Origin of the sequence: Vibrio sp. 10N.286.49.C3, from assembly GCF_041469545.1 — a bacterium.
GTDB lineage: Bacteria > Pseudomonadota > Gammaproteobacteria > Enterobacterales > Vibrionaceae > Vibrio > Vibrio tasmaniensis_A.
Window position 1 is genome coordinate 34821 of the sequence record NZ_JBFRKT010000003.1, and the last position, 11888, is coordinate 46708.

An 11888-nucleotide genomic window follows, 5' to 3' on the forward strand; every position below is an offset into this window, starting at 1 on the left:
CATTACTGAATCACAACTTTAGGTGTAACAAAAATAAGTAGTTCACTTTTGCCTACATTTTCATAGCTACGACGGAACAATGCGCCAAGAACAGGAAGGTCTCCTAACAGTGGAACTTTATCAACTTGGCTGCTCACACTGTGTTGAAAAATACCACCTAACACGACCGTTTCACCATTATTAACAAGTACTTGCGTTCCAATTCTTTGCGTATCAATAGCGACAGCTTCACCGGTGCCGGTTTTCACCACTTGCCCCGGCCTATCTTGAGTCACGCTCAAATCCAATACCAAACGATTGTCGGGTGTGATCTGCGGAGTCACCTTGAGACTCAATACCGCTTTCTTAAATGCGACTGAAGTAGCACCACTTGAAGAAGACTCTAAATAAGGGATTTCAGTACCTTGCTCAATATAAGCGGGTTTTTTATTGGTGGTAATTAAGCGTGGGCTAGAAATAATCTCTGCTTTCGACTCTTGTTGCAGTGCTGACAATTCAAGATCAAGCAAGGTATCAGAACCCAGCTTGGCTACCTGAAACGCAATACTCGACGCGCTCGGGGAAGTTGCTCCTAAATTAACGTTGAGGAAATCGTCAATCGCACTATTCCCACCATTATCGTCATACGGTGTAATTTGCGATGGATGGTTGCCCTCTATCGAGCCGCCAACTTTGAAGCTTCCGTTGGTCGAGGAAACGCCCCAACGCACTCCTAGTTCATCAAGATTACCCTCAGTAACAGTGACAATACGTGCTTCTATCTGAACTTGCTTCACGGGAATGTCTAGCGATTCAATAATACCTCGTATCACCGCAATGTTTTCTTCCAATTCACGGATCAACAGGGAGTTAGTTCGCTCATCAATGGTAATCGAGCCTCGCTCGGACAACATGCTTACCGCCCCTTCCCCACCAATCATGTCGGCAATGTCGGTGGCTTTGGCAAAGTTAATCTTGATGATTTCCGACTTGAGTTCACCTAGCTCTTCTTCCAAACGAGATTTCTCTAGCGCTTGTTGCTCTCTAAGGTCGAGCTCAGCTTTAGGTGCCACCAAGATAACGTTGCCATCAACACGCTTATCCAACCCCTTAACTTGCAAGATAATGTCGAGAACTTGCTGCCAAGGCACACCATCTAAACGTAAAGTCAGATTACCCGTGACTGAATCAGAAACAACGAGATTGAAATCGTTGTAATCAGCAATAAGCTGCAAAACATTACGTACAGGGATATCTTGGAAGTTAATCGATATCACCTTGCCTTCTTTTTCTAAAACATTTTTCTCTATTGTCACTTCATCAATAGTAGGCCTACTGATCATTACCTCAATAAAGCGACCTTTTAAGTTGTATTCATATTGATAGTTACCAGCGATCGTTGCCAACAATCGCGTACTGGGCGTTTCCTTATACACCTCAATACCTTCAACTGAGGTCGCGAAGTCCTTCACATCCAGGAGGTAAAGCTTATCGTCATTCACCTGAGTATTGAGTAACTCGATACTTAAACCTTCCTGAGCACGTTGAACATCCACCACAGCAGTGCTGGTTGCCAATTCGATAATGATGACGGCGTCTTTCTCCTTGTTGACCCTAAAATCAATATTTTCCAATTGATTTGGCAAGCTCTCGGCATAGCTGAACACGCTAACCACCAACATCACAGACACAGCAAAACCTTGTAGAGCCTTGCTCACTAATCCACTTATTCCTTTAATCATATTTACATCTCATATCCACATCATGTGACATTGGTTTACTTCAGAGCGAGCCTAACGTTGCGCTTATGCCAACAACCTAAACCATCTGGAAGAGTTTCATTAATCTGTACATACTGGCTCGTCACCTTAGTAACTCGACCATTGTTTAAGCCAATAAACTGACCTTTTTTCACATTGACCACGTTCCCTTTTGGGGTTTGTACTAACCCTGAAACGCTTGTTCCACTGCCCATTACGCCTCTTAAACGCAGCTTACTCAGCGGGTATTTTTCTAACTTGCCAATACGAGAACGAGCGTTCGGCTGCCAACAGTCTTTCTTCACCAAGGGTTGATTTTGAACCATGGCTTCTTTAGGAAGTTCAAAGGGAGGGCGAAAGGCGTGGCGTTGATAAGTTGCGGCTAAGAACTCCGTTTCTGGGACAAGTTTTTCTACCTCTTTTCTCGCCTTAGCTTCAACTTGCCTCACAAAATCTTCTAACGAATCCTGACTGGCTTTACAGCCTGAAAGCACAAGCAGTAACAATAGGGACAAAAGGACGCTACTGAATTTCATCATTCACCTCCGATTTAAACTGATAGGTGTAAGCTCGAACCCTGAAATGTAGCGTGCTGCTTTCTTGACTGACTCGCTGCCAATTCACATCATCGAAGCTAATAATGCGTGGCAGTTTTGCGATGGCCGCGGAGAAATCGCCAATCTCATGGTAATCACCGGTTAGCTCAATATTGAGGGGTAACCGATAGAGGAATTCCTTGTTCTGCTTTTGACCCCAATCAATGCGCGTAAAGGTCAGCGCATTATCCAAACCAAGTTCATTCACTGAGGCCAACATACTGGCGAGCTCTTTTTGCACGGGCAGCTGCTCTAACAGATAATCGTAACGGCTAGTCAGCTCATCCAACTGACTCTGAAGCTTAGGCAAAGCCGCAACCTTGTTCGCTTTTATCCTTAACGTTACTTTCAAAGTCTGCTCTTGCTGCTTCATCTGCTGCAGTTCATCGTCTAAAGGCAGTACATACAACCAAGTCCCAACACCTTGGATTAATATCATCAGCAACAGAATAACGAGCAGTTGGGGCAACAACGGCCATTCGGTGATCTCATCAGCATCGAGATCTTGCCAGCTAATCCTACTTTTAAGGTTAGCCATGATTTGTCCCCTTCTCTTTTCTGCTCGCGGTTGCGCTCTCTGCGGTTGTGTTTTCTAAAGAAACAGGGCTAAACACAAAAGAGACCTTGAAGGTCTGAAACTCTTTATTGAAGCGCTTTCGGTTATGGATAATAGAGTGCATCTCGACCCTTTTAAGAGAATCAGAACGCTCTAGATTGTCCAACATTGTGGCGAGACGAGCCGTACTGTCGCTGATACCTGCCATCTCAATCTCCTGACCATTCATCTTTATCTTGTCGACATACACGCCCTCAGGAATCAGCTCCGGCATCAAGTTCATAAAGTCAGTGGTCTTATTGCGGCCAAGCTGTAACGACTCCACGACATCAAGTCGAGTCAGAATGGCTTTGTGTTCTTGTTCTGCAACTTTTAACGATTGAATTTGTCGGTCGAGCTCGGCAATGTATTGATTAAGATAATTGAGGCGAGCTTGCTGTTTGGCTTGTTGACCCTGAAAATAGTGACCAACCGCCCATTGCCCTGTAAGTGCAATGATGACGCCAAGAATGACTAGGTGGATAAAACGCTTCTTGTGCTGAGCGCGAATCTCATCACGCCACGGCAACAGGTTAATTTGATGCAACATGCTTCTCTCCTTGCCACTTGAGTCCACTCATCGCCATACCCGCGGCAATGCCGAAATGTTGCCAGTTCATCGGCAGTTGGTGCCGCTTCGCCACCTTGTTCTCAAATAACGATAAAGGATTGAGCGATTCACAACTCATCTGAAAATGGCGCTCTAGATCTTCAACTACCATCGGAATGCTGGCTCCTTCGCCCATCAGCCAGATCCCGGATATCGGCTCAAGTGCATTCACTGAGGAATAGAGTTGCAATTGTCGCTTAAGCTTTTCAACCAAATTAACAATAAACCGATGTGTGTCCTCTGCGTTGCCGAAAGCACCTTCTGTATAACTCGGGCTGTCAGTACCGCGAAGATCTTGAGTACCAAAGGCGATGTCTTTATAGAAAGGTGCTGAATCCTGCGGGATAATGCCTAACGACGTTTGGTCAACTCCCACGTCCACCAGCAACCAGTTACTTTTTTCAGGATAAAGGCGTGAAGCCAACTGCCAAATATTGAGCAGACCATGTGCTTGGGTGTCGATGACAACAGGTTTAAACCCAGCTTTATTTAAAGCATCTGCTCGACTGTCTACAACTTCCTTACGAGTCGCATATATCTGATAGCTACTTGTCGATCCTTTACCAAATCGTTTGTCTTCCAGCTTTACAAAATCTAAACTCAGCTCCTCGATAGGAAAGGGAGATTGATGAGCAAAGGTTTGATAGATAGAAAACTCCTTTTCTCTGTCTTCTAAGTCACTCTCTATTTGCAGTACTTTGCTGATCACCGTGTTATCGGGTACCGAAATGGCGACGTTGCGACAGCCAAAAGGCAGTCCTTTCCTAAGTTCTTTAAGTTTCTTAACAGTTTTCTGATACTCCAAAGTATGGTTAGCTGTAAAAATGTCGTCCGAAATCGGCAGCTCTTTGTATCCCACTAGGGCATACAACTCCCCCACGGGTTTTAGTACCACGGCTTTGATGCTGTGATGATTTATATCTATACCTGTAATTAATGATGAACCCATGTGACCTAGCTCCTGAAGTGCCAAGCATTTCGTTGATTATCTAGGGGTTGTGATTATTAGTTAAATAAGCGTTAATAAACGAAAGCTAAGTTTTTAACCTAGAGTACAAGGGTTTGCTGCTTATCAGCCTTAACTAATCAGGGATTATCCGGTGAAGTTCATAAAGCGATTATTCATATTTACATTGATTTGCATGATTCTTGGAGTCAGTACAATTTTCGGGTTTTACTATTACGTAAAACCAGAGTTGCCTGATGTTGCCACTTTGCGTGACGTAGAACTCCAAACGCCAATGCAAGTCTTCAGTCAAGACGGTAAATTGATCTCTCAATTTGGTGAAAAGCGTCGTAATCCCGTGACTTATGACGAGATTCCTCGCCACCTAGTTGAAGCTTTGATTGCTACCGAAGATAGCCGCTTCTACGAGCACCCAGGTATTGACCCAATCGGTATCACTCGAGCAGCACTCGTGGTTGCTATGTCCGGTTCAGCCAAACAAGGGGCAAGTACCATTACTCAGCAGCTTGCGCGTAACTTCTTCTTATCTAATGAGAAAAAGATCATGCGTAAAATCAAAGAGATCTTCATTGCGATCCACATAGAGCAACTTCTGAGTAAAGAAGAAATCATGGAGCTTTACGTAAACAAGATCTTCCTTGGTCACCGTTCATATGGTTTCGGCGCAGCAGCGCGTGTTTATTTTGGTAAGGATCTTCCTGAGCTCACCTTAAGTGAATTGGCTACGCTTGCGGGCATGCCAAAAGCACCTTCAACTATGAACCCTATTTATTCTGTTGAGCGTGCGACCAACCGTCGTAACGTGGTATTACGTCGTATGCTAGACGAAAAATACATCACTCAATCGGAGTACGATGAAGCTCGCAGTGAAGAACTTATCTCGAAATATCACGGTGCCGAGATTGAACTGAGCGCACCATATGTAGCAGAAGTTGCACGAGCTTGGATGGTTGAACGCTATGGTGAAGCCGCTTACACATCAGGCATGAAGGTTTACACGACCGTTGATTCAAAACTGCAAAAAGCAGCGAACCAAGCCGCGATTAAGAACCTGCTCGGCTACGATGAGCGTCACGGTTACCGTGGTGCTGAAAAAGTATTATGGCAAACGGCGCAATCAACTTGGGATCAAGAACAAATCGTTAAGCACCTTAAGTCTCAACCAACCTATGGTGACTTAGTACCAGCAGTTGTAACTGCTGTTGATTCGAAAAGTGCTCAAGTTTGGGTTAAGAACCAAGGCGAAGGCACTATCGAGTGGCAAGGCATGAACTGGGCACGTAAATTCCTAACGGACAACCGCCAAGGACCAGCGCCTTCTCAAGCGAAGGAGATTTTGGCTGTTGGTGAGCAAGTTTGGGTTCGACATGAAGCAGTAACAGGCGATGAAGTATCTGAAGAGCCTACCGAAGAAACAACAACTGAACCTGAAACACCGGTTGTATGGCGACTAAGCCAAGTGCCAAATGCAAACACCGCGTTTGTTGCCATGAACCCTAACAACGGCGCAGTATTGTCGATGGTGGGTGGCTTTAACTTTGTACACAACAAATTCAACCGTGCGACCCAATCTATTCGTCAGGTGGGTTCTGGTATCAAGCCATTTATCTACTCAGCGGCGATTGAAAAAGGTTTAACACTAGCCTCACTGATCAACGATGCGCCTATTAATCAATGGGATAAGAGCCAAGGTACGGCATGGCGACCAAAGAATTCACCACCGACCTATGTGGGTCCAACTCGTTTACGTATTGGCTTAGCTCAATCTAAAAACGTAATGGCGGTACGTGTACTGCGCGAAGTGGGCTTGGATGATACTCGTAACTACCTAACTCGATTTGGTTTTGATATTGACGAAGTACCGCGCTCTGAAACCATTGCTCTGGGTGCGGGTAGCTTAACGCCAATGAAGGTAGCTCAAGGTTACTCAGTATTTGCGAATGGCGGCTACTACGTTGAACCTTTCTACATCAGCCGCATTGAAACACCATTTGGTGAGACTGAATTCCAAGCGACACCGAAAGTTGTGTGTAAAGACGATTGCCAACAGCCTATGACCTCAGATTCAATGGCTGATGAGTTTGCAGAGCAAGATGTGGATGCCCAAGTACAGTACGCACCTCAAGTGATCACTGAGCAGAACGCGTTCCTTGTTCGTGAAATGATGTACAGCAATATCTGGGGCGGCGGTGACTGGAGTGCAGGCACAGGCTGGAATGGTACAGGTTGGCGTGCTCAACCGCTGAAGCGTCGCGATATTGGCGGAAAAACCGGTACCACCAACGATTCGAAAGATACTTGGTACAGCGGTTACGGCCCAGGCATGGTTGCAACGGTATGGGTTGGCTTTGACAACCACAACCGTAACCTAGGTCGAACCAAAGCGAACTCTAACCTTGGTAAGAATCAAATTACAGGTGCAGAAGCGGGCGCTAAAACAGCAGAGCCGGCATGGGTTGATTTCATGGGCACAGCGTTAGCGGGTGTTCCTGCACAACGTAAAGAGCTTCCAGAAAATATCGTTCGCGTTCGTATCGACCGTGAAACTGGCTTACTGACCAACAAGTTCGATAGCTCATCAATGTTCGAGTATTTCGAGAAAGGCACTGAGCCAACCGAGTACATTACTGAACGTTTCAATGATGACATCTACTCAACGTCATCAGGTGAAGCAGTAGAAGAGCTGTTCTAATTAGGGTTTGTTGAACCAAGTAACATGAACCAACAAAAAGGGTTGATATGAATTCATATCAACCCTTTTTTTATGTCTCTAACCTGATCTATCTACGATTTAAATTAAATGACTAAACAGCTTTATCTAATTGAATTCGGATAGCCTCAGCCAGTTGCTCAAAACGCCCCTTTAGCGGAGAGCCCGGTCGGTAGGCAACAACAATGCGACGTGAAGGTGTTGGATTCACCGCTGGAACGTAACACACACCATCTTTCTGTTTTTCCTTTGGAACCGATAACTGAGGTAACAAGGTAATGCCCGCCCCTGCTGCTACCATGTTACGCAGCGTTTCTAAGCTGGTCGCTTTAAAGCGCTCATCGTCTTTTGCACCCGCAGCAAAACAGAAGCCTAAGGCTTGGTCTCGTAAGCAGTGACCATCGCCCAGTGCAAGTACGGTTTGTCCATTTAACTGCAACATATCGACCGTGTCTTGCTTAGCCCACTCATGATCACATGGCACTGCGACGCTTAACGGTTCGTTATACACATCAATCTCTTTGAACGCCGCCGTTTCATCAACTGCAGCCAATACCAAGCAATCAAGCTTGCCATCTTCAAGTTGACTCACTAGCTGATGGGTCTGCGCTTCATGCAGGTAAAGCTCAAGATCGGGAAAGCTATCTTTAAGATGAGGGATGATCTTAGGTAAAATATAAGGGCCAACGGTCGGAATAAAACCAATGTGCATCGGCCCCGTCATCGCTTCACCGTGTCCACTAGCCATATCCTTAAAAGTCTTTACTTCATTGAGAATACGCTTGGCTTGTTCAACAAGTTGTAACCCTGATTCTGTAAATATGACCTTCCTTGGACTACGCTCGGTTAACTGAAGTCCAATTTCATCTTCTAGTTTGCGTATTTGACCGCTTAGTGTCGGCTGACTGACAAAGCACGCTTCTGCCGCTTTTCGGAAGTGTTTGTGCTCTGCGAGCGCCACCAAGTATTCAAAGTCACGAATGTTCATGATCAGTCTCTTACCTCTGGTTTAATAAGAACAAGGGGTTTCATAGAAACATTTAAAAGAAAAATGCTCTTGATAGAATTTACCTATCAAAACCATAACATCAAACGATTAGAGCTATCAAAGGATTTGTCTAATAATGGGCTCAACGAAACGAAACAGAGCAAAGAAAAACGTTAAGCTCTGATAGAACAAAATTCAAAATACTATTTAAGGAAATCAATATGTTTGCATCTAAAGAAGGTCAATCAATCCCTCAAGTAACATTCCCAACTCGCCAGGGCGATGCATGGGTTAACGTAACGACGGAAGAGCTATTCAAAGACAAGACAGTTATCGTATTCAGCTTACCAGGTGCGTTTACACCGACATGTTCTTCAAGCCACCTGCCTCGTTACAACGAGCTACATTCTGTATTCAAAGAAAACGGTGTTGATGACATTCTATGTGTTTCAGTAAACGACACATTCGTAATGAACGCTTGGAAAGCAGACCAAGAAGCTGAAAAAATCACATTCATCCCAGATGGTAACGGTGATTTCACAGACGGTATGGGTATGCTAGTTGAGAAAAACGACATCGGCTTCGGCAAACGTTCATGGCGCTACAGCATGCTGGTTAAAAACGGCGTGGTAGAAAAAATGTTCATCGAAGAAGACGTACCAGGCGACCCGTTCAAGGTTTCTGATGCAGATACTATGCTTAACTACATTGCTCCTGAGCACAAAGAGCAAGAGTCAATCACAGTATTCACTAAGCCAGGCTGTCCTTTCTGTATGAAAGCGAAGCAGAACCTAATCGACAAAGGTTTGAACTACGAAGAAGTAGTACTAGGTAAAGACGCGACAACAGTAAGCCTACGTGCAATCTCTGGTCGTACAACGGTTCCTCAAGTATTCATCGGTGGCAAACACATCGGTGGTAGCGAAGAACTTGAAGCTTTCCTAGGTTAATGACTTACCATCGATATAAGCTTAATCGTTAAGTTAACTAAGCAATATCAGCTAACCCACCCTCTTGTGGGTTAGCTATTCCAAATACTCTTATCTGAGCTTTGGAAAAGAATATAGCTTGTGACTCGTCCGTCTTTAACTAACCTATAGTTAGTAACAAGAAGCAGTTAGCAATAAAGGCAGAGCGACGAGCTAAACCTAATAAAACAGAATCACAAAACTGACCCGCAATCCTGACTCTTAGAAAATCACCAGAGTTGGAGGGGTTCGTTCAAACTAAATTTAGCTATTGCGAGAAAATTATTATGAAACAAGTCAATGTAGATGTAGCAGTTATCGGGGGCGGTACGGCAGGTTTAGGTTCTTACCGCGCTGCAAAAGCACACACTGACAGTGTTGTGATGATTGAAGGCGGCCCTTACGGTACAACCTGTGCTCGTGTTGGTTGTATGCCATCTAAACTGCTTATTGCAGCGGCTGAAAGTGTACACCAAATTGAGAAAGCTCCGGATTTTGGCGTTCACCCACAAGGTGATATCGTGATTAACGGCCGTGAAGTAATGGACCGAGTGAAGTTTGAACGTGACCGTTTTGTTGGTTTTGTTTTAGAAGGTGTTGATGAAATCCCAGAGCAAGACAAGATCTCTGGCTACGCAAAGTTCTTAGATGACAACACGCTACAAATCGATGACCACACGGTTGTGACGGCTAAGCGTATTGTTATCGCAACAGGTTCTCGCCCTGCCTACCCTGCAGTTTGGAATGAACTTGGCGACCGTCTAATCATTAATGATGACGTATTCAGCTGGGATGATTTACCAGAATCAGTGGCGGTATTTGGCCCGGGCGTTATTGGCCTAGAGCTTGGTCAGTCACTGCACCGCTTGGGTGTAAAAACAAAACTGTTCGGTTTAGGTGGTCAAGTAGGCCCGGTAACCGACCCAGAGATCATGGCTTACGCAGACAAAGCCTTCAATGAAGAATTCTACCTTGATGCAGACGTAAAAATCGAAAGCATGAAACGTATTACTACTGACTCGGGTGAAGATCGCGTCGAGATCCAGTTCATCAATAAAGAAGGTGAACTAGAAACTAACGTCGTTGAATATGTACTTGCAGCAACAGGTCGTCGTCCAAACACTGATAAGCTTGGCCTAGAGAATACCTCTCTAGAACTTGATGAACGTGGTGTTCCTATCGCAGACCACTACACACTACAAACATCGCTACCATCAGTATTTATTGCCGGTGACGCAAGTAACCAACTGCCTCTACTACATGAAGCAGCAGACCAAGCACGTATTGCGGGTGATAACGCAGGTCGCTTCCCAGAGATTCGTGCAGGCCTACGCCGTTCTAAAATCTCAGCGGTATTCTCTGACCCACAAATCGCGATGGTTGGTGAAACTTACAAAGAGATCACCACACGCTTAGGCACATGTGGTTGTTTCGCAACAGGTGAAGTGTCTTTCGAGAACCAAGGTCGTTCACGAGTGATGCTGCGCAACAAAGGTATTCTGCACGTATACGGCGAGCAAGGTACAGGCCGCTTCCTTGGTGCTGAAATGATGGGACCAAACGCAGAACACTTGGCTCACCTATTAGCTTGGGCACACCAGAACAAGATGACGGTTTCTGAAATGCTAGACATGCCGTTCTACCACCCAGTGATTGAAGAAGGTGTGCGAACAGCGCTACGTGACCTCAATGCGAAACTGCACCTAGGTCCAGAGATGGTGAAACACTGTCTAGATTGTGGCCCTGGTTGTTAATCGCAGATCATCAGGAAAGATAGCAGCTTGCTCTATTAACAGAAACTAGATACTAAAAAGGAAAGCCATTGGCTTTCCTTTTTCTTTTGGCTGAACGCATCAGCTAATCAAAGTTAAACTCGTCATTTCAGAACCGAGGGACAAGGTATCTGGAATCTCTTGAAGCCATTGCGTCACTAAAAGCTTTAAGCAATTACTTCTCAGCAGCAATCACAGAGATCTCAACAAGTAGCGCTTCACGAGCCATATCACCCGTTACACATGCGCGAGCTGGAGCGTGACCTTCAGGAACCCATTCATCCCATACTGCGTTCATTTCTTGGAAGTCTTTCATGTCTTTCAAGTAAATCGTTGCTGACAGCATGTGCTCTTTATCGCTGCCCGCTTGCTCAAGTAGGGCTTCCACTTTATCCAGCATCGTTTGTGTTTGTTCTGTGATGTCTTTAGTTGCATCAGCACAAACTTGGCCACATAGGTAGATAGTACCGTTGTGTTTAACAATACGGCTCATGCGTTGCTTCGTTTCTTGGCGCTCAATCATCGACTTTATCTCTCTGTGTCACCGTGATCCAATATCTTGTGACGTGTTATTATCAGGGCAACAAGCATAACGCGAATCAAACCCAAGATGACATGCATTCATTGCAATAAAAGTGAAAAAATCCGTAACAAACTCGGCCGCTGCCAACGTTGTATGAACCAACTGATGGTGTTGTCGATTTTAAGTTGGGGGGTGTGGTGGTTCTTTTTCAAAGAAGACCCAAAAACCATCAATGCCATCGCCTTGATGATGGCCGCTTTCGCGTTCAGTGGGTTGCTGTCGTTACATTGGATAATGAAATTTTTCGTGCTGCCTTTAAGGAACAAAAAGCGTTAACAGAGAGACGTTGCTAGATAAGTGATAACGGCTAGATAAGCGATAAAGGCCAGACGCCCAATTAAATGCCCCTACTTAGCAAGC

11 protein-coding genes are annotated in these 11888 nt (G+C 45.1%); 4 read left to right on the forward strand and 7 right to left on the reverse strand.

The genetic code is table 11. The annotated features are described in order from the left end of the window. Positions 1 to 2 precede the first annotated feature (2 nt). From AB4180_RS01365 to pilM, 5 genes are read right to left on the reverse strand one after another with little or no spacing between them, the layout of a single operon-like run. Positions 3 to 1721 carry a type IV pilus secretin PilQ gene (locus AB4180_RS01365; protein WP_102250580.1) on the reverse strand — a complete coding sequence of 573 codons (1719 nt, stop codon included), beginning with the start codon at positions 1719 to 1721 and terminating at the stop codon, positions 3 to 5. Between the two features lie 35 nt (positions 1722 to 1756). Continuing rightward, complete coding sequence (locus AB4180_RS01370; RefSeq protein ID WP_009848905.1) at positions 1757 to 2275, reverse strand: pilus assembly protein PilP; 519 nt, start codon at positions 2273 to 2275, stop codon at positions 1757 to 1759. After that, complete coding sequence (locus AB4180_RS01375; protein ID WP_102250579.1) at positions 2262 to 2873, reverse strand: type 4a pilus biogenesis protein PilO; 612 nt, start codon at positions 2871 to 2873, stop codon at positions 2262 to 2264. The genes AB4180_RS01370 and AB4180_RS01375 overlap by 14 nt, the downstream gene beginning before the upstream one ends. After that, entirely contained in the window at positions 2866 to 3480 is a 615-nt protein-coding gene (locus tag AB4180_RS01380) for a PilN domain-containing protein (protein WP_102250578.1), read from the reverse strand. Before AB4180_RS01380 ends, AB4180_RS01375 begins: the two co-directional genes overlap by 8 nt. Then, on the reverse strand, positions 3464 to 4489 hold the full coding sequence (gene pilM, locus AB4180_RS01385; protein ID WP_102250577.1) for a type IV pilus assembly protein PilM: 1026 nt from the start codon (positions 4487 to 4489) through the stop codon (positions 3464 to 3466). The genes AB4180_RS01380 and pilM overlap by 17 nt, the downstream gene beginning before the upstream one ends. 151 nt (positions 4490 to 4640) lie before the next feature. On the opposite strand from pilM, the gene AB4180_RS01390 reads away from it, so the two are divergent. Then, positions 4641 to 7199: a penicillin-binding protein 1A gene (locus AB4180_RS01390; RefSeq protein ID WP_198592283.1), complete on the forward strand. Its 2559-nt coding sequence runs from the start codon at positions 4641 to 4643 to the stop codon at positions 7197 to 7199. Between the two features lie 112 nt (positions 7200 to 7311). Here the strand turns inward: AB4180_RS01390 and oxyR are convergent, their stop codons facing one another. Then, a complete protein-coding gene (oxyR, locus tag AB4180_RS01395) occupies positions 7312 to 8205 on the reverse strand; it encodes a DNA-binding transcriptional regulator OxyR (protein WP_102250575.1) in 894 nt (297 codons plus the stop codon). Positions 8206 to 8426: 221 nt separating this feature from the next. Between oxyR and AB4180_RS01400 the strand changes: the two genes are divergently transcribed. Continuing rightward, positions 8427 to 9155, forward strand: a complete 729-nt coding sequence (locus AB4180_RS01400; RefSeq protein WP_010435300.1) for a glutathione peroxidase — start codon at positions 8427 to 8429, stop codon at positions 9153 to 9155. 305 nt (positions 9156 to 9460) lie between these two features. Next, positions 9461 to 10927 carry a dihydrolipoyl dehydrogenase gene (locus tag AB4180_RS01405; RefSeq protein ID WP_102250574.1) on the forward strand — a complete coding sequence of 489 codons (1467 nt, stop codon included), beginning with the start codon at positions 9461 to 9463 and terminating at the stop codon, positions 10925 to 10927. Positions 10928 to 11120: 193 nt separating this feature from the next. Here the strand turns inward: AB4180_RS01405 and AB4180_RS01410 are convergent, their stop codons facing one another. Continuing rightward, the gene (locus tag AB4180_RS01410; protein ID WP_102250573.1) at positions 11121 to 11468 is read right to left on the reverse strand and encodes a RidA family protein; all 348 of its coding nucleotides are present in this window, start codon (positions 11466 to 11468) and stop codon (positions 11121 to 11123) included. An 87-nt stretch (positions 11469 to 11555) separates the two neighbouring features. Here AB4180_RS01410 and AB4180_RS01415 point away from each other — a divergent pair, with 87 nt between their 5' ends. Then, positions 11556 to 11804, forward strand: coding sequence for a DUF3624 domain-containing protein (locus tag AB4180_RS01415; RefSeq protein WP_012604954.1), 249 nt, complete (start codon positions 11556 to 11558; stop codon positions 11802 to 11804). Positions 11805 to 11888: the final 84 nt, after the last annotated feature.

Excerpts from the sequence above, each read along its gene's own strand:
- AB4180_RS01365 (WP_102250580.1), bottom strand. The coding sequence starts at position 1,721 with ATGATTAAAGGAATAAGTGGATTAGTGAGCAAGGCTCTACAAGGTTTT.
- AB4180_RS01370 (WP_009848905.1), bottom strand. The coding sequence starts at position 2,275 with ATGAAATTCAGTAGCGTCCTTTTGTCCCTATTGTTACTGCTTGTGCTT.
- AB4180_RS01375 (WP_102250579.1), bottom strand. The coding sequence starts at position 2,873 with ATGGCTAACCTTAAAAGTAGGATTAGCTGGCAAGATCTCGATGCTGAT.
- AB4180_RS01380 (WP_102250578.1), bottom strand. The coding sequence starts at position 3,480 with ATGTTGCATCAAATTAACCTGTTGCCGTGGCGTGATGAGATTCGCGCT.
- pilM (WP_102250577.1), bottom strand. The coding sequence starts at position 4,489 with ATGGGTTCATCATTAATTACAGGTATAGATATAAATCATCACAGCATC.
- oxyR (WP_102250575.1), bottom strand. The coding sequence starts at position 8,205 with ATGAACATTCGTGACTTTGAATACTTGGTGGCGCTCGCAGAGCACAAA.
- AB4180_RS01400 (WP_010435300.1), top strand. The coding sequence starts at position 8,427 with ATGTTTGCATCTAAAGAAGGTCAATCAATCCCTCAAGTAACATTCCCA.
- AB4180_RS01405 (WP_102250574.1), top strand. The coding sequence starts at position 9,461 with ATGAAACAAGTCAATGTAGATGTAGCAGTTATCGGGGGCGGTACGGCA.
- AB4180_RS01410 (WP_102250573.1), bottom strand. The coding sequence starts at position 11,468 with ATGATTGAGCGCCAAGAAACGAAGCAACGCATGAGCCGTATTGTTAAA.
- AB4180_RS01415 (WP_012604954.1), top strand. The coding sequence starts at position 11,556 with ATGACATGCATTCATTGCAATAAAAGTGAAAAAATCCGTAACAAACTC.